Origin of the sequence: Pseudomonas phenolilytica, assembly GCF_021432765.1 — a bacterium.
In the GTDB taxonomy this organism is placed as follows: Bacteria; Pseudomonadota; Gammaproteobacteria; order Pseudomonadales; family Pseudomonadaceae; genus Stutzerimonas; species Stutzerimonas phenolilytica.
Window position 1 is genome coordinate 2,631,889 of record NZ_CP058908.1, and the last position, 21,897, is coordinate 2,653,785.

The following is a 21,897-nucleotide window of genomic DNA, read 5'->3' on the forward strand; positions in this document are numbered from 1 at the left end:
AATTGCCCGTATCGCGCTGCTAAACGGCAGAGCCGTGTCGGCAGTCATCAGGCTCTTTTCACGGCTGCGCTGATTTCCCCGTTGCTTAAAAACGGCAACGGTGGCATAGCTTGTCTCAAGCCATCTGAAAAGATGGCCTTCACGAAGCGGAAGTAAGGACGACGTATGCAAATCCAGGTTCATAGCGATAACCACATCGAAGGCAGTGCCCGGTTAGTCGACTGGGTGAGTGCCAGTGTCGCCAGCAAGCTGGAGCGTTTCGACGACGAACTGACCCGAATCGTCGTGCATCTCAACGACGAAAACGGCGAGAAAGCCGGCGCGCATGACAAACGCTGCCAGATCGAGGCACGCCCGAAAGGGCAGCAGCCGATTTCCGTGACCCACAAGGCCGAGTCGCTGGAGCTGGCCATCGACGGTGCGATCGATAAGCTAGGCAACGCGCTGAGCCATCAGTTCGGCAAGCTGCGTAGCAAGCGTGCCGTCACCCAGCCACAAGGAAATGAAGGCGGCGCCGGCATGCAGGATGCGCTGCTGGAGGAGGATTTCCTCGCCGACGAGCAGCTGCGTAGCTCGTGAACGCACCGCCGAGCCTTGCATCGCCTAGCGGTGGCGAGGCCCGACGAGTGATTTCCCTTCTTCGCTAACAAAAAACGGGGTGCCCGCATGCGGTGCACCCCGTTTCTCTTTGCGGCTTCGATTATTGAGCGTTCAATGCTTGGCCGTTGATGCCTGCGCTATCGGGACCCATGAGATACAGATAGACCGGCATGATGTCCTGTGGTAGCGGATTGACCAGCGGATTCTCCCCTGGGTAGGCCTTGGCGCGCATATCGGTGCGTGTGGCGCCCGGGTTCACGCTGTTTGCGCGAATTGAGGCGGTGCCATCGAGTTCGTCGGCCAGAACCTGCATCAGCCCTTCAGTAGCGAACTTCGATACTGCGTAAGCGCCCCAGTATGCGCGGCCCTTACGACCGACGCTGCTGGAAGTGAAGATGACCGACGCATCCGCCGATAGCCTGAGCAGCGGCAGCAGCGTGCTGGTGAGCATGAACATTGCGTTCACGTTCACCTGCATCACGCGCATGAAATTGTCGCCTGAGAGCTGCTCCAGCGGTGTACGAGGACCGACAATGGCAGCGTTGTGCAGCAGGCCGTCCAGACGACCGAACTCTCGCTCGATCATTGCGGCGAGTTCGTCGTACTGGTGCGGCAATGCCGTCTCGAGGTTGAACGGAATGACTGCCGGACGTGGGTAACCCGCTGCCTCGATATCGTCGTAGACGCGGTTGAGGTTGTCTTCGTTCTTGCCCAGCAGCAACACCGTGGCGCCATGAGCAGCGTAAGCCTTCGCGGCCGCTTCGCCGATCCCCCGGCCAGCGCCGGTCACCATGATGATTCGGCCCGCGAGAAGGTCGGGGCGGGCGGAGTAGTCAAACATGAAAAGTCTCTCTTGTTTCAGAAGTCTGGACGCAAAGCGCCAACGGCTCAGCAGCTGCACAGTGCCCGGTCAAGCACGGAGCGCAGTTCAAGCGGGTTGTCCACCACCACGTCGGCCCCCCACAGGCCTGGGTTGTCGTCCGGGTGGATGTAGCCGTAACGCACCGCGGCAGTCTTGCTTCCGGCGGCGCGCCCCGATTCGATATCGCGCAGATCGTCGCCGACGAAGAGTACGGTAGACGGGTCGAGCTGCAGCTTCCTGCAAGCGAGCAGCATCGGCTCTGGATCAGGCTTGCTGCGACTGACATGGTCGGGACAGACCAGCACCGAGGAGCGCGAAGCGAGCCCGAGCTGCTGCATGATCGGTTCGGCAAAACGCAACGGCTTGTTAGTCACCACGCCCCAGATCAGCTTCGCTTGCTCGATGTCCTGAAGCAGTTGCTCCATCCCGTCATACAGGCGGCTGTACACCGCGCAATGCGATTGGTAGCGCTCGAGAAACTCCAGACGCAGCGTTTCGAACTCGTCTGACATGGGGTCGACGTCGAATGCACTCAGTACCATCGCCCGGGCGCCGCCAGAAACCACATCGCGTATCTGCTGATCCGCGACCGGAGTCAGGCCGCGCGCCAGTCGCATGGCTTGGGCAACGGCGATGAAGTCAGGGGCGGTATCGAGCAGCGTTCCGTCCATATCGAATAAAACGGCGCGCAGGCGCATCAAGCCTCCTTGATGGTCTGAACCATATAATTGACATCGACATCCGCCGACAACTTGTAGAACTTGGTTAGCGGATTGTAGGTGAGACCGACGATATCCTTGACTGCCAAGCCGGCATCGCGGCTCCAGGCGCCCAGCTCCGACGGCCGGATAAATTTCTTGAAATCGTGCGTGCCGCGCGGCAGCAGTTGCAGCAGGTACTCCGCCCCGACGATAGCGAGCGCATAGGCTTTCGGGTTGCGGTTGATGGTCGAGAAAAACACTTGGCCACCGGGTTTGACCAGCGCGCAGCAGGCGCGAATTACCGAGGCCGGGTCCGGCACGTGTTCCAGCATCTCCAGGCAGGTTACGACATCAAACTGTTCGGGGCATTGCGTAGCCATGTCTTCGGCAGTGATTCTCCGGTAATCGATCTCCAGTCCCGACTCCAGCAGGTGCAGGCGCGCCACGGAAAGCGGTGCTTCGCCCATGTCGATACCCGTAACCTGGGCGCCGCGCTGAGCCATCGCCTCGCTGAGAATCCCTCCGCCGCAACCGACATCGAGCACTTTCTTGCCGGCCAAGGCGACGTGCTCGTCGATCCAGTTGACGCGTAGTGGATTGATTTCGTGCAGCGGCTTGAATTCGCTTTCACGATCCCACCAGCGATGGGCGAGTGCTTCGAATTTGGCGATTTCGGCGTTGTCGACGTTGCTCATGGTCTGTTCCGTTTAAGATCTTGAGGTGAAGCTTGAGCTGCAATTGCCCATGTTGCCAGCCTCAGTCCGATAAAGGAGAGAGGTAATGTTCTCTCTCGTGGGGCAGTTTGTCGCAGTGGTGCAGCGTCCTGTAGAAAGAGTCAGAGCTTTTTTCCGTTGCGTATCTTCGTGCCCCACTGACGCACGCTCGCCATCAGTTCGTCCTGATCGATGCGGGTCAATCGGCGATCGCTGAGCAGTTGCTTTCCGGCTACCCAGACATGGCGAACGCAGTCCCGGCCGCAGGTATATATAAGCTGTGACACCGGGTCGTAAACGGGTTGCTGTGCCAGGCCGGAAAGATCAAATGCCACCAGATCCGCAAACTTACCAACCTCCAGCGAACCCGTATGCTCGTCCAGACCCAACGCTCGAGCGCCATTCAAGGTCGCCATGCGCAAGGCGCGATGCGCGTCCAGCGCGCTGGCCGATCCGGCGACGGCTTTGGCAAGAAGCGCCGCGGTTCGGGTTTCGCCCAGCAGATCGAGATCGTTGTTGCTTGCCGCGCCGTCCGTGCCGATCGCCACATTGACGCCGGCGGCCCAAAGCCGTTCCACGGGACAGAATCCACTTGCCAGCTTCAGATTCGATTCGGGGCAATGGATTACGCTGCAATTATTCTCGACGAGGAGCGCAAGGTCTTCGTCGTCGATCTGCGTCATGTGTACGGCTTGGAAGCGGGGTCCTAGAAGCTGTCGTTTCGCCAGGCGTGCCAGTGGGCGCTCGCCATGACGCTGCAACGCTTCATGTATCTCCGACGCGGTTTCGTGCAGGTGCATATGGATGCCTGCATCCGTCTCCGCAACCAGGATGCGCATTTTTTCAAGACTGTCGTCGCCGACTGAATAGGGGGCATGCGGACCGAACGCAATGCTGATCCTTGGATGGTGCTTGAGATCGTCGAAAAGCGCGACGCCCTTGCGTAACGCTTCGCCTGCGTCGCGGGCTCCCGGAACGGCGAAATCCATTATCGGAACGGCGATCTGGGCTCGCATCCCACATCTATGTATGACTTCACTGGCTACTTCTGGGAAGAAATACATGTCCGAAATGCAGGTGATACCGCCTAGCAGTTGCTCGGCAATTGCCAGTTCCGTACCGGTCTGAATGAAAGCTTCGTCAACCCAGCGATTTTCGGCAGGCCAGATGTGATCGTGCAGCCAACTCTTGAGCGGAAGATCGTCAGCTAGTCCGCGAAACAAGGTCATCGCAGCATGCCCATGCGCGTTGATCAGCCCCGGTGCGAGAAGCATGTCGGGCAGCTCCAGAACGCACCTTGCTGCATGCTTGTTTGCCTCCGGCCGCGGAGCGATCAAGACGATGCGTCCGTCGCGAATACCCAGGCCATGCTCCCGGAGAACTACGCCCGCTGGCTCGACCGGAACGAGCCAGGTAGGAAAAAGGAGAAGATCCAGCTGTTCGGAGTCGAGTTCTGACATAGCAGGGCCAAAGCAATAACAAAGTTGGCAAGTGTAAAGCCGATGGGTTTACGGCGCGAATGAAACCCCGCAAGAGAGATCCGCCCATGGCCACGGCTTGTGGTTGAGCCATGAGCGCAATAAAGCGCTTGACGCACACTTTCAGCCCCCTATAATGCGCACCACTTCTGGCGCGGTCCTCTGCTAAAAGTTCTTGTAAATCAACAAGTTGCTTGAGACTGAGGGTTGTGCTGGTGGCGGATTCGAGTAGAATGCGCCGGGCTGGCAGGGTGGTGGTTGAGTCCTGTTGGTGGCTTCGGTCGGATTGATCGGAAGCGGTGAAAGAGGTGGTTGACAGCGGTTTTGAACGCTGTATGATTCGCCTCCCGCTGACGAGAGATAAAGATTGATCGGAGCGGCAAGCGGTTGAGTAGAAAAGAGATTTTCGAAAAACAGCTTGACAGTGAGAAAGGCTGCTGTAAAATGCGCGGCCTCGGTTGAGACGAAAGACTTGATCGAAACGCTCTTTAACAACTGAATCAAGCAATTCGTGTGGGTGCTTGTGAATGTAAGACTGATAGTCGCATGATTATCAGCATCACAAAGCAACACTCGTTAATTCGAGAGTTACTCTTTACTTGTAAAGAGATTTGCGATTGCTGAGCCAAGTTTAGGGTTTTCTCAAAACCCAAGCAGTATTGAACTGAAGAGTTTGATCATGGCTCAGATTGAACGCTGGCGGCAGGCCTAACACATGCAAGTCGAGCGGATGAATGGAGCTTGCTCCATGATTCAGCGGCGGACGGGTGAGTAATGCCTAGGAATCTGCCTGGTAGTGGGGGACAACGTTTCGAAAGGAACGCTAATACCGCATACGTCCTACGGGAGAAAGTGGGGGATCTTCGGACCTCACGCTATCAGATGAGCCTAGGTCGGATTAGCTAGTTGGCGAGGTAAAGGCTCACCAAGGCGACGATCCGTAACTGGTCTGAGAGGATGATCAGTCACACTGGAACTGAGACACGGTCCAGACTCCTACGGGAGGCAGCAGTGGGGAATATTGGACAATGGGCGAAAGCCTGATCCAGCCATGCCGCGTGTGTGAAGAAGGTCTTCGGATTGTAAAGCACTTTAAGTTGGGAGGAAGGGCAGTAAGTTAATACCTTGCTGTTTTGACGTTACCGACAGAATAAGCACCGGCTAACTTCGTGCCAGCAGCCGCGGTAATACGAAGGGTGCAAGCGTTAATCGGAATTACTGGGCGTAAAGCGCGCGTAGGTGGTTCGTTAAGTTGGATGTGAAAGCCCCGGGCTCAACCTGGGAACTGCATCCAAAACTGGCGAGCTAGAGTATGGCAGAGGGTGGTGGAATTTCCTGTGTAGCGGTGAAATGCGTAGATATAGGAAGGAACACCAGTGGCGAAGGCGACCACCTGGGCTAATACTGACACTGAGGTGCGAAAGCGTGGGGAGCAAACAGGATTAGATACCCTGGTAGTCCACGCCGTAAACGATGTCGACTAGCCGTTGGGATCCTTGAGATCTTAGTGGCGCAGCTAACGCATTAAGTCGACCGCCTGGGGAGTACGGCCGCAAGGTTAAAACTCAAATGAATTGACGGGGGCCCGCACAAGCGGTGGAGCATGTGGTTTAATTCGAAGCAACGCGAAGAACCTTACCAGGCCTTGACATGCTGAGAACCTGCCAGAGATGGCGGGGTGCCTTCGGGAACTCAGACACAGGTGCTGCATGGCTGTCGTCAGCTCGTGTCGTGAGATGTTGGGTTAAGTCCCGTAACGAGCGCAACCCTTGTCCTTAGTTACCAGCACGTTATGGTGGGCACTCTAAGGAGACTGCCGGTGACAAACCGGAGGAAGGTGGGGATGACGTCAAGTCATCATGGCCCTTACGGCCTGGGCTACACACGTGCTACAATGGTCGGTACAAAGGGTTGCCAAGCCGCGAGGTGGAGCTAATCCCATAAAACCGATCGTAGTCCGGATCGCAGTCTGCAACTCGACTGCGTGAAGTCGGAATCGCTAGTAATCGTGAATCAGAATGTCACGGTGAATACGTTCCCGGGCCTTGTACACACCGCCCGTCACACCATGGGAGTGGGTTGCTCCAGAAGTAGCTAGTCTAACCTTCGGGGGGACGGTTACCACGGAGTGATTCATGACTGGGGTGAAGTCGTAACAAGGTAGCCGTAGGGGAACCTGCGGCTGGATCACCTCCTTAATCGAAGACATCAGCTTCTTCATAAGCTCCCACACGAATTGCTTGATTCATTGCGAAGACGATTGGGTCTGTAGCTCAGTTGGTTAGAGCGCACCCCTGATAAGGGTGAGGTCGGCAGTTCGAATCTGCCCAGACCCACCAATGTTATGGGGCGCAGGCTTCAAGACATTGGGGCCATAGCTCAGCTGGGAGAGCGCCTGCTTTGCACGCAGGAGGTCAGGAGTTCGATCCTCCTTGGCTCCACCACCACTCGTTAGAGTTCAGAAATGAACATTTGCAGGTTTTCTGTGGAATGTTGATTTCTGGTCTTTACCAGAATCGTTCTTTAAAAATTTGGGTATGTGATAGAAGTGACTGTTCGATCATTTTCACTGATGATCGGATAGCTCAAGGTAAAATTTGCGAATTCAAGCGCGAATTTTCGGCGAATGTCGTCTTCACGTTATAGACAGTAACCAGATTGCTTGGGGTTATATGGTCAAGTGAAGAAGCGCATACGGTGGATGCCTTGGCAGTCAGAGGCGATGAAAGACGTGGTAGCCTGCGAAAAGCTTCGGGGAGTCGGCAAACAGACTGTGATCCGGAGATGTCTGAATGGGGAAACCCACTGAGCACAAGCTCAGTATCTTGCACTGAATACATAGGTGTAAGAGGCGAACCAGGGGAACTGAAACATCTAAGTACCCTGAGGAAAAGAAATCAACCGAGATTCCCTTAGTAGTGGCGAGCGAACGGGGATTAGCCCTTAAGTTGATTTGAGATTAGCGGAACGCTCTGGAAAGTGCGGCCATAGTGGGTGATAGCCCTGTACGCGAAAGTCTCTTTTCAATGAAATCGAGTAGGACGGAGCACGAGAAACTTTGTCTGAATATGGGGGGACCATCCTCCAAGGCTAAATACTACTGACTGACCGATAGTGAACCAGTACCGTGAGGGAAAGGCGAAAAGAACCCCGGAGAGGGGAGTGAAATAGAACCTGAAACCGTATGCGTACAAGCAGTGGGAGCCTACTTTGTTAGGTGACTGCGTACCTTTTGTATAATGGGTCAGCGACTTATATTCAGTGGCGAGCTTAACCGAATAGGGGAGGCGTAGCGAAAGCGAGTCTTAATAGGGCGTTTAGTCGCTGGGTATAGACCCGAAACCGGGCGATCTATCCATGGGCAGGTTGAAGGTTAGGTAACACTGACTGGAGGACCGAACCGACTACCGTTGAAAAGTTAGCGGATGACCTGTGGATCGGAGTGAAAGGCTAATCAAGCTCGGAGATAGCTGGTTCTCCTCGAAAGCTATTTAGGTAGCGCCTCGTGTATCACTGCTGGGGGTAGAGCACTGTTTCGGCTAGGGGGTCATCCCGACTTACCAAACCGATGCAAACTCCGAATACCGGCAAGTGTCAGCACGGGAGACACACGGCGGGTGCTAACGTCCGTCGTGAAAAGGGAAACAACCCAGACCGTCAGCTAAGGTCCCAAAGTCATGGTTAAGTGGGAAACGATGTGGGAAGGCTTAGACAGCTAGGAGGTTGGCTTAGAAGCAGCCATCCTTTAAAGAAAGCGTAATAGCTCACTAGTCGAGTCGGCCTGCGCGGAAGATGTAACGGGGCTCAAACCATGCACCGAAGCTACGGGTTCAACGCAAGTTGAGCGGTAGAGGAGCGTTCTGTAAGCCTGTGAAGGTGAGTTGAGAAGCTTGCTGGAGGTATCAGAAGTGCGAATGCTGACATGAGTAACGACAATGCGAGTGAAAAACTCGCACGCCGAAAGACCAAGGGTTCCTGCGCAACGTTAATCGACGCAGGGTGAGTCGGTCCCTAAGGCGAGGCTGAAGAGCGTAGTCGATGGGAAACGGGTTAATATTCCCGTACTTCTAGTTACTGCGATGGGGGGACGGAGAAGGCTAGGCCAGCAAGGCGTTGGTTGTCCTTGTTTAAGGTGGTAGGCAGAGATCTTAGGTAAATCCGGGGTCTTAATGCCGAGAGCTGATGACGAGCTTTCTTTTAGAAAGCGAAGTGGTTGATGCCATGCTTCCAGGAAAAGCCTCTAAGCTTCAGGTAACTAGGAACCGTACCCCAAACCGACACAGGTGGTTGGGTAGAGAATACCAAGGCGCTTGAGAGAACTCGGGTGAAGGAACTAGGCAAAATGGCACCGTAACTTCGGGAGAAGGTGCGCCGGTGAGGGTGAATGATTTACTCAGTAAGCCCATGCCGGTCGAAGATACCAGGCCGCTGCGACTGTTTATTAAAAACACAGCACTCTGCAAACACGAAAGTGGACGTATAGGGTGTGACGCCTGCCCGGTGCCGGAAGGTTAATTGATGGGGTTAGCGCAAGCGAAGCTCTTGATCGAAGCCCCGGTAAACGGCGGCCGTAACTATAACGGTCCTAAGGTAGCGAAATTCCTTGTCGGGTAAGTTCCGACCTGCACGAATGGCGTAACGATGGCGGCGCTGTCTCCACCCGAGACTCAGTGAAATTGAAATCGCTGTGAAGATGCAGTGTATCCGCGGCTAGACGGAAAGACCCCGTGAACCTTTACTATAGCTTTGCACTGGACTTTGAATTTGCTTGTGTAGGATAGGTGGGAGGCTTTGAAGCGTGGACGCCAGTTCGCGTGGAGCCATCCTTGAAATACCACCCTGGCAACTTTGAGGTTCTAACTCTGGTCCGTTATCCGGATCGAGGACAGTGTATGGTGGGTAGTTTGACTGGGGCGGTCTCCTCCTAAAGAGTAACGGAGGAGTACGAAGGTGCGCTCAGACCGGTCGGAAATCGGTCGCAGAGTATAAAGGCAAAAGCGCGCTTGACTGCGAGACAGACACGTCGAGCAGGTACGAAAGTAGGTCTTAGTGATCCGGTGGTTCTGTATGGAAGGGCCATCGCTCAACGGATAAAAGGTACTCCGGGGATAACAGGCTGATACCGCCCAAGAGTTCATATCGACGGCGGTGTTTGGCACCTCGATGTCGGCTCATCACATCCTGGGGCTGAAGCCGGTCCCAAGGGTATGGCTGTTCGCCATTTAAAGTGGTACGCGAGCTGGGTTTAGAACGTCGTGAGACAGTTCGGTCCCTATCTGCCGTGGACGTTTGAGATTTGAGAGGGGCTGCTCCTAGTACGAGAGGACCGGAGTGGACGAACCTCTGGTGTTCCGGTTGTCACGCCAGTGGCACTGCCGGGTAGCTATGTTCGGAAGAGATAACCGCTGAAAGCATCTAAGCGGGAAACTCGCCTCAAGATGAGATCTCACTGGAGCCTTGAGCTCCCTGAAGGGCCGTCGAAGACTACGACGTTGATAGGCTGGGTGTGTAAGCGTTGTGAGGCGTTGAGCTAACCAGTACTAATTGCCCGTGAGGCTTGACCATATAACACCCAAACAATTTGGCTGTTAGACGGTAAGTCGACAAACAAACCGAAAATTTGCAAGAATTCGCGTTACCAGCATCACATACCCAATTCGCTGCAGCGGCTAAACCGAGGCAGCAACCGAATTGCTTGACGACCATAGAGCGTTGGAACCACCTGATCCCATCCCGAACTCAGTAGTGAAACGACGCATCGCCGATGGTAGTGTGGGGTCTCCCCATGTGAGAGTAGGTCATCGTCAAGCTTCTATCCCAAACCCCCGATCCGCTTGCGCGGTTCGGGGGTTTGTCTTTGTGCGAAAAAATGCTGAGTGGCGATGTTGCGGCGTGATGCCGAGCAGAATTACGGAGGCTCCAAAAGCGGAAGAACAGATTCTCGACTTTTTCACGCAGGTAGAGGCCGGTGTGCCGATTGAGGAGCTGCGCCGGCGGCATTGCTTCAGTGATGCCTCGTTCTACACCTGGCGTGCCAAGTTTGGTGGCATGACCGTGCCGGACGCCAAGCGGCTCAGGGATCTCGAACTGGAGAACAGCCGGCTGAAGAGGCCGCCGGTCGAAGCCCATCTGGATATCAAGGCACTGAAGGTGGTCGCCCGGGGAAAAGGGTAAGCCTGACAGCGCGGGGCGGGAGGCGGTGGAGGAGATGCAGGCCAGAACCGAACCGGCATCTCCGAGCGCCGTGCCGTTCCGCTGATCTGGTTGTCTCGTTCGTTGCTGCGCTATCAGTCCCGCTCCAGCGAGCAAGGCTCCAGGCTGCAAACCCAACTCGTGGAGCTGGCACAGGAGCGTCGGCGCTTTGGCTACCGGGGCCTGCATATCCTGCTGCGGCGGCAGGTATGCAGGTCAACCATAAGCGGATCTATTGCCTTGACCGGGCTGCCGGTTTGATGGTGAAGCGCCGAAGGCGCCCGCCACGGTGTTGCCGTAGAGCACGAGCGGCTGAGCCTGCCGAGCGCGCCGAACAAGGTGTGGTCGATGGACTTGGTCTTCGATGCACTTAGTACGGGGCGGAGGATCAAATGCGTAACGGTGCTCGATGATTTCGCCAAGGAGACGGTAGGTATCCTTGTGGATCACGGCATCAGCGGCTTTTTTCGCGTTACTCGCGCATTGGATGGAATAGCCCGATTCCGCGATTACCCCATCGCAATTCGCACCGCCCCAGACCCCAATTGACCGACAAGGCACTTGTCCTATGGGCCTATCAGCGCGACATCAAGCTGAGGCGGCTTCAGCCTGGTAAGCCCGCACAGAATCATTCAATGGCAGGTTTTTCGGATGAATGCCTGAACGAGCACTGGTTCTGCTCCCTGGCCGAGGCCAGAAACCGCATCGCGGCCTGGCGACGGGGCACAACGAGCACCGACCGCCCAGTGCTATCGGTACATGCATAAGGTTTGTGTGATGGTGCTATTCCGCATGTTCATCGATCACGGTAGGTCGCTAACGAGCTGGCATGCTCCGAAACGCTCGAGAAATTCTTGCAGCAGGATCACTCGCCGCGATATTCGCAGCCACTGGTGCAGGTTTCATGAATACGGATGCGCGAAAGCTCTGGAAGAAGCGGTTTTAGTTCGTTCCAGATCCATTTAGCGAGATTTTCGCTGGTTGGATTTTCGAGGCCGGCAAGGTCGTTGAGATAGTTGTGATCTAGCTGTTCATAGATCGGGCGGAAAATCGCTTTGAGTTCGCTGAAATCCCGAATCCAGCCGGTAAATGGGTCTACTTCGCCAGCAATGTAGATGGCTACACGAAAAGAATGGCCATGGAGGCGTCCGCATTTATGGCCCGCGGGCACATTCGGAAGTCGATGAGCAGATTCGAAAGTGAACTCTTTGAAAATTTCCACAAGAAACTCGCTAAATGATGAGGCGGCAATGCAGTGATTTTACTGCCTTTCCTGAGAGTCGTCGCGAATAGCCGACCAGCCTGCACCAGAAGTGCTAGCTAACGTGGACGGGCTGGGCTGGTGCTCAAATGGCAAACTGGACACGGATAATGCGTTATTGCAGAGTACGCCCCTTTCTCTCAAGTCTGGCTCGCGTAACGGTGAAGTTTGATGAATGCAGTGGTGGTTGCGGTCGGCGTCATGCTGATCTTGAGTTTATGCCGAGTGCACGTTGTAGTTGCGTTGATCGCCGGTGCGCTGTGCGGTGGGCTTCTTGGCGGCTTGGGTATCGAGTCTACGCTTGCGGCATTCAATAAAGGGCTCGGCGGAGGCGCAACGGTCGCGTTGTCGTACGCGCTGCTGGGAGCATTCGCCGTGGCCATCGGTAAGAGCGGTCTCGCTCATGCGCTGGCTGACAAGGCGCTGATGATGGTGGGAAACCGTACGGCGCAGTCAGGTCAGTCCGTCAAATGGATAGTGATGGCATTGTTGCTGGTGGTCGCGATCTCTTCCCAGAATATTTTGCCGATTCACATTGCTTTCATCCCGCTGCTGGTTCCTCCCTTGTTGTCTGTGGTGTCCAGCCTGCGCATCGACCGTCGCTTGATCGCTTGTGTGTTGGCCTTCGGGTTGATCACGCCCTACATGTTTTTACCGGTCGGTTTTGGCAACATCTTTCTCAACGAGATACTGCTCGCCAACGTTGCGAAAGGTGGGGTGGATGTATCTGGAGTAAAGGTGACGGAGGCGATGCTGATTCCAGCGCTTGGGATGGTCGCAGGGCTGATCATCGCCTTCTTTAGTTATCGCAAGCCGCGTGATTACGACCTGGGCCGAATAGATGAGGTCGAGCGGGTTAATGCAACCTACAGTCCCGTCACACTGCTCGTGGCGGCTATTGCCATCGGTGCTGCGTTCATTGTGCAGTTATGGCTGGATTCGATGATTATCGGTGCGCTTGCCGGGTTCGTGATCTTCTCTGCCTCCGGTGTGGTGCGTTGGCGTGAGGCGGACGACCTGTTCACCGAGGGTATGAAAATGATGGCCATGATCGGCTTCATCATGATTGCTGCAGCGGGGTTCGCCGAGGTCATGCGAGAAACCGGTCAGGTGAAATCGCTGGTAGACGCCTCCGCCGCGTGGATCGGCGACAGCAAGGCGGTGGCGGCGCTGCTGATGCTATTGGTCGGCCTTTTGGTAACCATGGGTATCGGTTCGTCGTTTTCGACGGTACCGATTATTGCGGCGATCTTCGTGCCGCTGGGCGTGGAGCTGGGGTTCAGCCCGCTTGCAATCGTGAGCCTGGTGGGCACGGCGGGCGCGTTGGGTGACGGTGGCTCTCCCGCGTCGGATTCGACCCTGGGACCGACCGCTGGCCTCAACGTCGACGGCCAACACAACCATATATGGGATACCGTGGTTCCGACGTTTCTCCACTACAACTTGCCGCTGCTCGCCTTTGGTTGGGTGGCAGCAATGATCCTGTGATTCGATAGGATCGAACGAAGAGGGCAGGGTAATTCCTGCCTTCTTTTTTGCGTGGAGAGAAAAGCTGCGCACTCGCGAATCCGTATGTTGACTAACGGGATAGCACAACGGATTTCTGGGTGAAGAATGATCAGATCGACGCTCGAGCAGAAGACCTTCCTCATTTTACTGGTGCTGGTTTCCCTCGCATTCGGCTGGATCCTCCTGCCATTCTATGGAGCGGTATTCTGGGCAGCGGTACTCGCCATACTCTTCTCGCCATTGCAGCGACGGCTGCAGCAGCGCTTCGTCGGGCGCCCGAATGTAGCTGCATTGCTGACTTTACTGATATGTCTATTGGTGGCGGTTATTCCCGTAATCGTAATTACCGGAATGCTGGTGCAAGAAGGTGCTGCGCTATATCAGCGCATCGAGACCGGTGAACTGGACGTTGGCAGCTACCTGGCACAAGTGAAGGCAATGATGCCGGATGGTCTGCGGGTGCAGCTCCAGCGGTTCGGCCTTGGCGATCTGGACAGCATGCGAGAAAAGCTTTCCAGCGGCGCGCTGGAAGGCAGTCAGTTTCTAGCGACGAAAGCATTCAGCTTTGGGCAGGGTACGTTTCAGTTTCTGGTGAGCTTCTGCGTGATGCTCTACTTGCTGTTCTTCTTCATTCGCGACGGGCGTGAGCTGGTGTTGCGGATTCGGCAGGCGCTGCCGCTGAGCGATACTCAGAAACGGAGGTTGTTCAATAAATTCACCCGAGTAGTGCGAGCCACCGTGAAGGGCAACGTCATTGTTGCGATCACGCAGGGCGCGCTCGGCGGAGTGATTTTCGCGGTGCTCGGTATATCAGGAGCCCTGCTCTGGGCGGTCTTGATGGCATTCCTGTCACTGCTTCCCGCCGTCGGGGCCGGACTGATCTGGACACCTGTAGCGATCTACTTCCTATTCAGCGGCGCAGTCTGGCAGGGAGTGATTCTGATCCTGTATGGGGTGATGGTTATCGGCCTGGTGGACAACATCCTTCGCCCGATCCTGGTGGGCAAGGACACCAAGATGCCCGATTACCTTGTCCTGATTTCCACCCTCGGTGGGCTCGCTCTGTTCGGGCTGAATGGCTTCGTGATCGGGCCGCTTATCGCGGCCTTGTTCATCTCATCGTGGGGGCTTTTTACCAATGGCGATCGGCCACGAGGTTCAGCTGACGCGGGCGAATGAACACCTTTTTAATCAAGGGCCGGCAGGGCCGGCCTTGATCAGGGGACGTCTCACATCAGTCGTTTGCCGTCCTTGCGGCTGATGATGACTGTTGCAGAACGCGGCCGCAGGCCAGGACCATCCGGCCAGCTGCTGCTGTAATTGCCCGGCGTAGACCCCTCACCTGGATGCTGGATATTCACGAACAGCGTGCGGAAATCGGGCGTTGCGGTGATGCCAGTCACCTCCGCGCCTAGCGGTCCGACCAGAAAGCGCTTGGTTTCCCCTGTCTTGGGATCAGAAACCAACATCTGATTGTTACCGAACGGGCCTGATTTCAGCTGGCTGCCGCTCATGTCGGTCTGGATCCAGAGTCGGCCTTCGTCATCGAACCACAGCCCATCTGGACTGGCCAGGATGTTGCTGTCATCCAGAGCGCGGCCCCTTGGGGTTCTGCTGTCGCCCTGCGGACCCGCCAATAGGTAGATGTTCCAGCGAAAGCGGGTTCCTGCGTAGTCGCGGCTTTCTTCCGACCAGCGAATGATATGGCCGTAAGGATTGGGCGAGCGCGGATTGGCTGCATCGGCCTCGCTACGCGCACTGTTGTTGGTCAGGGTGAAATAGACATCACCGTTGTCCGGGTGAACGGCACCCCATTCCGGGCGATCCATTCGCGTCGCGCCGGCGATGTCGGCAGCCAGACGGGTGTTGATCAGCACTTCGCCCTGATCGGCGAAGCTCACACCGGCCGTTGCGCAGGCCTGCTGGAACGCCGGGTCGTCAATGTCCAGAGCCAGCCAATCGCCGCTGCCATCCGCGTTGAAACGGGCTACGTAGAGCGTTCCCGCATCCAGCAGGCGACCATCGCTACGCAGCGGGCGGTAGCGGTCACGGCTGACATACTTGTAGATGTATTCATTCTGCGAGTCGTCACCTGAGTAGCAGACCAGCGGGCGACCCGGTTTGACGGGTGCAAACACCAGCCCCTCGTGCGCAAAGCGGCCGAGGGCGGTGCGTTTTACCGGCATGGCGTCTGGATCGAAGGGATCGATCTCCACGATCCAGCCGAAGGTGTTCGGCTCGTTGCGATAGTCGGACCGCGGATCGGCGCCGCGGCGTGTCGCATCGAAACGCTGGAACTCATCGCCAGCGATGGTCTCCCAGGCATAGCGGCTGGTGTCACGTACACCGTAACGGCTGAGCTCGCGCGGTAGTTCACTGTCCTGGCTGGCAAAGTAACCGGCCCAGTTCTCTTCGCAGGTCAGATAGGTGCCCCACGGGGTAAAGCCATTCGCGCAGTTGTTCAGTGTGCCGCGGGTGGAAGTGCCGCTCGGGCTGTAGCGGGTGCGCAGCAAGGCATGCCCCTTGGCGGGACCTTCGATACGCATGGCGGTGGCGCCGGTGATGCGGCGATTGCGGGCAGATGGCAGTACGGACCAGTCGCCGCGCACGCCGCGACGGATCTCCACTACGGAAACCCCGTGCGCATTGATTTCCTTACGGACTTCGTCGACTACGGTGCGCTTGCCGTCGACCACGGTCGGCCCGTTGGGGTGCAGCAGCGGCGCATCAATGTACTCGTGATTCACCACCAGCAATCCGTGATCGCTCTGGTGCCCGCCGTATTTGGCATTGATTGGGAAGAAATGCATGCCATCGTGATGCATGCCTGTCTGGTGCGCTTGGTCCTCGGCGCTGTTGCTGGCGTCTTCCAGATAGGCCGGATAGCGCCCGCTAATAGGGGTGCCCCACGGAATGAACGTCGTTGCGGTGTATCCCGGCGGGACGCTGATGCCATCGTGGCGAGTGACTGGAACAGCTGAGAAGGGAAGTCGGCTGCGGCGCTTCAGCGGAAAATCCTTGAGCCGCTCTGCCGATTGACCGGCGGCCTGGACCGCTCCCGGAAGTGTCGCTCCCAGGAAGGCCAGCGCGCCTAGCGAGGCGCCACCGGCCAGTACCTGGCGACGGCCGAGATTGATCACATCCTGAATATGGGTATTTCCGGAACGGTTGCTGGGTAGCTCATCGCCATTGCCGAACAGAATATTGTCGTTGTCAGTGCTCACGTCGCGTTCCCTGAGTCGATTGACGGAATCCTGACTCTAGTTTTGTCGTGAGACAGCTATATGACACCGCTCCGCATTACGACGAGCGACATGAGCGCTCGAAACGCAAAGGCCCCGGCTTAGAGCCGGGGCCTTTGCTACACCGCAGCCTGTTGCCAGGCTGAAACCGTTCCTTAGTGGAACTGGTTCATGGTGTTGTCCTTACCGCTCGCCTTCAGAGCCGCTTCGCCAGCGAAGTACTCCTTGTGGTTGTCACCAATGTCGGAGCCAGCCATGTTCTGGTGCTTGACGCAGGCGATACCCTGACGCAGTTCCTGCCGCTGAACGCCCTTCACGTAGGCCAGCATGCCTTGGTCGGCGAAGTAGCCCTTGGCCAGGTTGTCGGTGGACAGCGCGGCAGTGTGGTAGGTCGGCAGAGTGATCAGGTGGTGGAAGATGCCGGCGTGAGCGGAACCGTCCTTCTGGAAGGTACGGATCTTCTCGTCTGCAATCTGAGCCAGCTCGGTTTCGTCGTACTCGACGCTCATCAGCTTGGCGCGGTCGTAGGCGGAAACGTCCTTGCCTTCGGCGACCATGGCGTCGAACACTTGCTGACGGAAGTTCAAGGTCCAGTTGAACGACGGGCTGTTGTTGTAAACCAGCTTAGCGTTCGGGATCACTTCGCGGATGCGGTCAACCATGCCCTTGATCTGGCCAACGTGCGGCTTCTCGGTCTCGATCCACAGCAGGTCGGCGCCGTTCTGCAGGCTGGTGATGCAGTCCAGGACGCAGCGGTCTTCGCCGGTGCCCTTGCGGAACTGGAACAGGTTGGACGGCAGACGCTTCGGACGCAGCAGCTTGCCACCGCGGTTGATCACGACGTCGCCATTGCCCAGGTCGGAGGCAGCAACTTCTTCGCAATCCAGGAACGAGTTGTACAGGTCGCCCAGGTCGCCCGGCTCTTTAGTCACGGCGATCTGCTTGGTCAGGCCTGCACCCAGGGAGTCGGTACGCGCCACGATCACGCCGTTGTCGATACCCAGTTCGAGGAAGGCGTAGCGCACGGCAGCGATCTTGGCGAGGAAGTCGGCGTGCGGAACGGTCACTTTGCCGTCCTGGTGGCCGCACTGCTTCTCGTCGGAAACCTGGTTCTCGATCTGAATGCAGCACGCACCCGCTTCGATCATGCGCTTGGCCAGCAGGTAGGTGGCTTCCGGGTTACCGAAGCCAGCGTCGATGTCGGCGATGATCGGGACGATATGAGTCTCGTAGTTGTCGATCTGGTTCTGGATTTCAGCAGCCTTGGCGTTATCGCCGGCTTCGCGAGCGGCATCCAGGGCGGTGAACAGCAGATCCAGTTCGCGGCTATCGGCCTGACGCAGGAAGGTGTACAGCTCTTCGATCAGGTCGGAGACTGCGGTCTTCTCGTGCATCGACTGGTCCGGCAGCGGGCCGAACTCGGAGCGCAGAGCGGCAACCATCCAGCCGGACAGGTAGAGGTAGCGCTTGTTGGTGGTCTTCAGGTGCTTCTTGATGGAGATCAGCTTCTGCTGACCGATGAAGCCATGCCAGCAGCCCAGCGACTGGGTGTAGACGGACGAGTCGGCATCGTACTCGGCCATGTCCTTGCGCATGATGTCGGCGGTGTACTGAGCGATTTCCAGACCGGTCTTGAAGCGGTTCTGGGCGCGCATGCGGGCCACGGATTCCGGGTTGATAGCGCTCCAGCTGCTGCCGAACTTCTCTTTCAGGGCGGCAACTGCCTTGATGTCGTCTTGATATGCGGACATGGTCAATCCTTCATAGATGTGAATTTGGTTGAGCACCGACTTTCCCACCAAAAACTGCGTGCTAACGGATCAATGCGAGCAACACGCGGCAGAGCGTCGAACTGCGACCAGGACGAGGATTGAAACCGAGGAGGAGGGCATGGACACGATCGCCGGGCTGGCTCTTGGTTGCGAAGCTCCCGGTTGGCGTGGCTGCCGTGGGGCCTGACAACGTCGAGACTATAAGTCTGGCTGATGCGTTAATCGCTTCCCCGTCCCTCAGGACGACTCGTTCCAGTCGCAACCTCGTCAGTCCGCCTTGTGGGCAGTACAGTCACGGGACGGCTCGGCTGGTTGGCTGGAGCGCGCCCCGGAGACCCTTTCCAGAGCCTCTGGTTAGCGGGAGCGGGGCAATGATGCGCTGCCGGGAAAGCCTCGTCAATCATTTTGTAGTGTTTTTTTTGTGGCACTACATAAGCGGGGCGCTGCCACATTGCGCGAAGCGCTATCACTCCAGTACGTCGACTTTCAGTCGCAGCGAAAGGTCTTGCCGGCCCTGCGTGCTGTAACGTCGCAAGGTGCCGTCGTGTTGTGATGAGGCACTTTCGTCGATGCCGCCCAGGCTGATCCACTCGCCAACGCGGCCACTGACGCGGGTATCGGCGAGCTGCGTTTCGATCACATTCGGGGTCATCTGATTGACCCGATCACGGTTGCTGCTGACGGTGATCTGAACACGATCACCGATGAGATTGGCCGTCACGTAGAAGCCGCGGGTGACGTCGCGATACTGCGTCTGCTGGTAGATCCGGCCATAGCCGTCGGTGCCACTGGTGGTCAGCGGTACGCTCTGGCCGACCTGGATCAGCGCCGGATAGCCCTCATTGGTCTGGATCTGCTGGATGCCGCCCTCCTGACTGCTGGTCGAACGCCGGATGATGCGCACCTGGTCGCGACCATGACGTTCGCCACGGCCTGTCTCGAACTCGACATCTCCGGCGCGGATCGAACCATCCACACTGTAGCCGCTGGAGTTGCCAGCAGCCGAATCCTGGGTGTCGACACTGATAAGCAGGCGCTTGGGTTCGCTGTCGAGCTGCTCGAGTACCTGACGAAGTTCTACGATCGCCGCTTGCGGAGCATTGACGATCAACTGATTGCCGTAGGCGTTGACCCGACCCTGTTCGCCGATCACCGATTGGGCTACCGGCAGGACATCCTCAGCCATCCGGTATTGCAGCGGGATGACCTCCGTGGCGGCGTGCAACGGCAGGCAGATGGCCAGAGCGAGTGTGGCAAGATGGCGGCGTAGGGTCATAGCAGAAAGCTCCGCAGGTTGGCATCGGACAGGCTGCGTTCCCAGGCCTGGTCGAAGCTCGACTGGCTCAGACGGACCCGCGCCGGGTTGTTATACAGCGCATACCCGTTATGGGGATCGCGATGGGGACGTATCAGCAGGCCGGTTTTGTCCGCGATCAGATAGGCGTCCTCTTCGCGCGGATACTCGGGATTGACCTTGCGAATCTGGGCATTGCTGCTGAGGCGCCTGGCCAGCGCCAGCAGGCGGTGACCGCTCTGCACGGCCCGGGTGGAATCCTCGATGAGGATACGCAACCGGTTGCGCGGGTGCGCCAGCAGAAAGCGTGTGCAGGCCTGCTGGATACTGCTGTGGTGAAACAGCCAGGGTTCCAGGTCCGGGCTGTAGAGACACAGGTTGCGTTGCGCCTGCTGGAAGAACGCCAGCGCGTGCGCGCGAACCTGCTCGGGACTGGTGAAGTGCTGTACGCCGGCGTCCTCTCCGAGTCGCGCCGACGCGGCCTGCCAGGACGTCGGCGCCGGTTGGTCCGACAACGGATTATGCACGTCGAATCGCCCCGGCGATTGGAAGTCGATGATTAGCGACTCGCCTGTATCGTCCCGATCATCCTTGGCGTTGTCGTGCATGGCGAACCTCAGTGGCTATTGCGCAGCATGTCCACGTGCGGGATGCCGGCTTCGAGAAACTCCTCGCTGACGACCTCGAAACCCAGCCGTTCGTAGAAACGGGTTGCATGTACCTGTGCGGTCAGTTTCTGTTCACGCAGGCCGCGGCGTTCGGCTTCGGCGAGTACCGCTTGCATCAGCGCGTCGCCCACATTCATGCCGCGCCAGTCGCGCAGAACGGCGACGCGACCGATCTGGCCGTCCGCGAGCAGCCGTGCGGTACCGATGGCGTAACCATCCTCGAGTGCAAGGAAATGCACGGCCTCGACATCGTCGGCATCCCATTCCTGTTCTGGCGGGACGGCCTGTTCGGCGATGAACACCGCTTCGCGTATGCGCCGCAGGTCGGCGTTGTCCTTCTGCCAATCGGCGATGCGTACTTGGATGTTATTCATCAGCGAACTCCAGGCTTCCTTGTTTGATCAATTCCTGCAGCAGCTTACGCCCGTCGTTATCGCCAAGCCACGGAGCAAGATTGTCCTCGTGCAGGGCGTCGGCCGAGCAGATCAGCTTGAGCAGATCGCGGAGTTGGATGGGGAGCAGACGACTCTGGCCGCTGGCGAACAGTAGCAGGCCGAGATCGATCTCACTCCAGGCCATGCGCGCCGCGGGATTGCGTACCAGCACGGCGCCATCGGCGAGCGCTGCGCGCAGATCCTGCTCGGTCAGTTCGACGCCTTCGATCCGCTCGGGATAGCGAGGCTCGGTCATGAACTGGCCGAACCAGGTTAGCAGCAGTCGCTCGTCGCCCATATGCTCGGCCAGCAGCCTTTTCAGACGTTCCAGCGCGTCACTCTGAATCTGGTAGGGATCGTCGCTCGGTTGCAGATCGGCGTCGCCGTAGCGTTCTTCATCCGGCAGAAACTGGGCGAGGAAATCGGTGAAGTGGGTTAGCACCTCGGCGGCGCTGGGCGCGCGGAAGCCCACCGAATAGGTCATGCAGGCATCCTCGGCCGTGCCGAAGTGTGCCAGGCGCGGCGGTAGGTACAGCATGTCGCCAGGCTCCAGAACCCATTCGTCGGTACCCTGGAAGTCGGCGAGGATGCGCAGGTCGCCATGCTCGAGCAGTGCGCTGTCACTGTCGCACATCTGGCCGATGCGCCAGCGCCGTTGACCGTGCGCCTGCAGCAGGAACACGTCGTAGTTGTCGAAATGCGGGCCTACGCCGCCGCCCGGTGCGGCGTAGCTGATCATTACGTCGTCGATGCGCCAGTTCGGGAGAAAGCGGAACTGCCCGAGCAGCTCTGCCACTTCGGGCACCAGCTGATCGACGGCCTGGACCAGCAGGGTCCAGTCACGCTCGGGCAGCTGCTGGTAGGTGTCCTCGGCGAAGGGGCCGCGGCGCAGCTCCCACGGGCTGTCACCGTGCTCGATGACCACGCGCGACTCGACTTCCTCTTCGAGAGAAAGGCCGGCCAGCTCGTCCGGCGAGATGGGGCTTTGGAAATCCGGGATGGCCTGGCGGATCAGCAGCGGCTTCTTCTGCCAGTAGTCACGGAGGAACTCCCGCGCGCTGAGGCCGCCGAGGATTTGAAGTGGAGCATCAGAAGTCATGCGTAACACCTTGCTCTATATGCAGAGCTGCAAATAAAAACGCCCGGCGCAGCCGGGCGTGCGTATATGGAA

14 protein-coding genes, 2 tRNA genes, 3 rRNA genes and 1 pseudogene are annotated in these 21,897 nt (G+C 57.7%); 9 read left to right on the forward strand and 11 right to left on the reverse strand.

The features are described 5' to 3' along the window. The first annotated feature begins 165 nt into the window (after positions 1-165). The gene (locus tag HU825_RS12705; protein WP_043296461.1) at positions 166-579 is read left to right on the forward strand and encodes an HPF/RaiA family ribosome-associated protein; all 414 of its coding nucleotides are present in this window, start codon (positions 166-168) and stop codon (positions 577-579) included. A 121-nt stretch (positions 580-700) separates the two neighbouring features. On the opposite strand, the gene HU825_RS12710 is transcribed toward HU825_RS12705, so the two are convergent. From HU825_RS12710 to HU825_RS12725, 4 genes are all read right to left on the reverse strand, one after another. Beyond that, on the reverse strand, positions 701-1,441 hold the full coding sequence (locus HU825_RS12710; RefSeq protein ID WP_077684004.1) for a YciK family oxidoreductase: 741 nt from the start codon (positions 1,439-1,441) through the stop codon (positions 701-703). 47 nt (positions 1,442-1,488) lie between these two features. Then, positions 1,489-2,160, reverse strand: coding sequence for an N-acetylmuramic acid 6-phosphate phosphatase MupP (gene mupP, locus HU825_RS12715; protein WP_043296456.1), 672 nt, complete (start codon positions 2,158-2,160; stop codon positions 1,489-1,491). Further along, on the reverse strand, positions 2,160-2,858 hold the full coding sequence (ubiG, locus tag HU825_RS12720; protein WP_234302152.1) for a bifunctional 2-polyprenyl-6-hydroxyphenol methylase/3-demethylubiquinol 3-O-methyltransferase UbiG: 699 nt from the start codon (positions 2,856-2,858) through the stop codon (positions 2,160-2,162). The genes mupP and ubiG overlap by 1 nt, the downstream gene beginning before the upstream one ends. A 140-nt stretch (positions 2,859-2,998) precedes the next feature. Continuing rightward, entirely contained in the window at positions 2,999-4,336 is a 1,338-nt protein-coding gene (locus tag HU825_RS12725) for a TRZ/ATZ family hydrolase (protein ID WP_234302153.1), read from the reverse strand. A gap of 679 nt (positions 4,337-5,015) precedes the next feature. On the opposite strand from HU825_RS12725, the gene HU825_RS12730 reads away from it, so the two are divergent. The 6 genes and pseudogenes from HU825_RS12730 to HU825_RS12755 all read left to right on the forward strand — a co-directional run. Continuing rightward, positions 5,016-6,552, forward strand: a 16S ribosomal RNA gene (locus HU825_RS12730). Between the two features lie 64 nt (positions 6,553-6,616). Then, positions 6,617-6,693, forward strand: a tRNA-Ile gene (locus HU825_RS12735). Positions 6,694-6,722: 29 nt separating this feature from the next. Then, positions 6,723-6,798, forward strand: a tRNA-Ala gene (locus HU825_RS12740). Positions 6,799-7,028: 230 nt separating this feature from the next. After that, a 23S ribosomal RNA gene (locus HU825_RS12745) occupies positions 7,029-9,919 on the forward strand. 129 nt (positions 9,920-10,048) lie between these two features. Beyond that, positions 10,049-10,164: ribosomal RNA gene (rrf, locus tag HU825_RS12750) — 5S ribosomal RNA — on the forward strand. Together the 16S, 23S and 5S rRNA genes with 2 tRNA genes alongside form the textbook arrangement of a ribosomal RNA operon. Positions 10,165-10,249: 85 nt before the next feature. Next, a pseudogene (locus tag HU825_RS12755) lies at positions 10,250-11,303 on the forward strand (IS3 family transposase); the annotation flags it as partial. Positions 11,304-11,411: 108 nt separating this feature from the next. Here HU825_RS12755 and queD read toward each other — a convergent pair. Beyond that, positions 11,412-11,768 (reverse strand): 6-carboxytetrahydropterin synthase QueD, encoded by a 357-nt coding sequence (queD, locus tag HU825_RS12760; protein WP_043299101.1) that lies wholly within the window; start codon positions 11,766-11,768, stop codon positions 11,412-11,414. A 210-nt stretch (positions 11,769-11,978) separates the two neighbouring features. Between queD and HU825_RS12765 the strand changes: the two genes are divergently transcribed. Both HU825_RS12765 and HU825_RS12770 read left to right on the forward strand, forming a co-directional pair. Continuing rightward, a complete protein-coding gene (locus tag HU825_RS12765; protein WP_234302154.1) occupies positions 11,979-13,295 on the forward strand; it encodes a Na+/H+ antiporter family protein in 1,317 nt (438 codons plus the stop codon). Positions 13,296-13,421: 126 nt separating this feature from the next. After that, positions 13,422-14,495 carry an AI-2E family transporter gene (locus HU825_RS12770; protein WP_234302155.1) on the forward strand — a complete coding sequence of 358 codons (1,074 nt, stop codon included), beginning with the start codon at positions 13,422-13,424 and terminating at the stop codon, positions 14,493-14,495. 50 nt (positions 14,496-14,545) lie between these two features. On the opposite strand, the gene HU825_RS12775 is transcribed toward HU825_RS12770, so the two are convergent. From HU825_RS12775 to HU825_RS12800, 6 genes are all read right to left on the reverse strand, one after another. Next, positions 14,546-16,540 (reverse strand): PhoX family protein, encoded by a 1,995-nt coding sequence (locus HU825_RS12775; protein ID WP_234302156.1) that lies wholly within the window; start codon positions 16,538-16,540, stop codon positions 14,546-14,548. Positions 16,541-16,713: 173 nt separating this feature from the next. Then, entirely contained in the window at positions 16,714-18,309 is a 1,596-nt protein-coding gene (locus HU825_RS12780; protein WP_054094833.1) for an isocitrate lyase, read from the reverse strand. 487 nt (positions 18,310-18,796) lie between these two features. Continuing rightward, entirely contained in the window at positions 18,797-19,606 is an 810-nt protein-coding gene (locus HU825_RS12785; protein WP_054094834.1) for a secretin N-terminal domain-containing protein, read from the reverse strand. Then, positions 19,603-20,232, reverse strand: coding sequence for a DUF7931 domain-containing protein (locus HU825_RS12790; protein WP_054094835.1), 630 nt, complete (start codon positions 20,230-20,232; stop codon positions 19,603-19,605). The genes HU825_RS12785 and HU825_RS12790 overlap by 4 nt, the downstream gene beginning before the upstream one ends. An 8-nt stretch (positions 20,233-20,240) precedes the next feature. Further along, a complete protein-coding gene (locus HU825_RS12795; protein WP_234302157.1) occupies positions 20,241-20,666 on the reverse strand; it encodes a GNAT family N-acetyltransferase in 426 nt (141 codons plus the stop codon). Next, positions 20,659-21,825, reverse strand: a complete 1,167-nt coding sequence (locus tag HU825_RS12800) for a ribosomal protein uL16 3-hydroxylase (protein WP_234302158.1) — start codon at positions 21,823-21,825, stop codon at positions 20,659-20,661. The genes HU825_RS12795 and HU825_RS12800 overlap by 8 nt, the downstream gene beginning before the upstream one ends. Positions 21,826-21,897 lie beyond the last annotated feature (72 nt).

Excerpts from the sequence above, each read along its gene's own strand:
- HU825_RS12705 (WP_043296461.1), top strand. The coding sequence starts at position 166 with ATGCAAATCCAGGTTCATAGCGATAACCACATCGAAGGCAGTGCCCGG.
- HU825_RS12710 (WP_077684004.1), bottom strand. The coding sequence starts at position 1,441 with ATGTTTGACTACTCCGCCCGCCCCGACCTTCTCGCGGGCCGAATCATC.
- mupP (WP_043296456.1), bottom strand. The coding sequence starts at position 2,160 with ATGCGCCTGCGCGCCGTTTTATTCGATATGGACGGAACGCTGCTCGAT.
- ubiG (WP_234302152.1), bottom strand. The coding sequence starts at position 2,858 with ATGAGCAACGTCGACAACGCCGAAATCGCCAAATTCGAAGCACTCGCC.
- HU825_RS12725 (WP_234302153.1), bottom strand. The coding sequence starts at position 4,336 with ATGTCAGAACTCGACTCCGAACAGCTGGATCTTCTCCTTTTTCCTACC.
- HU825_RS12765 (WP_234302154.1), top strand. The coding sequence starts at position 11,979 with ATGAATGCAGTGGTGGTTGCGGTCGGCGTCATGCTGATCTTGAGTTTA.
- HU825_RS12770 (WP_234302155.1), top strand. The coding sequence starts at position 13,422 with ATGATCAGATCGACGCTCGAGCAGAAGACCTTCCTCATTTTACTGGTG.
- HU825_RS12780 (WP_054094833.1), bottom strand. The coding sequence starts at position 18,309 with ATGTCCGCATATCAAGACGACATCAAGGCAGTTGCCGCCCTGAAAGAG.
- HU825_RS12785 (WP_054094834.1), bottom strand. The coding sequence starts at position 19,606 with ATGACCCTACGCCGCCATCTTGCCACACTCGCTCTGGCCATCTGCCTG.
- HU825_RS12790 (WP_054094835.1), bottom strand. The coding sequence starts at position 20,232 with ATGCACGACAACGCCAAGGATGATCGGGACGATACAGGCGAGTCGCTA.
- HU825_RS12795 (WP_234302157.1), bottom strand. The coding sequence starts at position 20,666 with ATGAATAACATCCAAGTACGCATCGCCGATTGGCAGAAGGACAACGCC.
- HU825_RS12800 (WP_234302158.1), bottom strand. The coding sequence starts at position 21,825 with ATGACTTCTGATGCTCCACTTCAAATCCTCGGCGGCCTCAGCGCGCGG.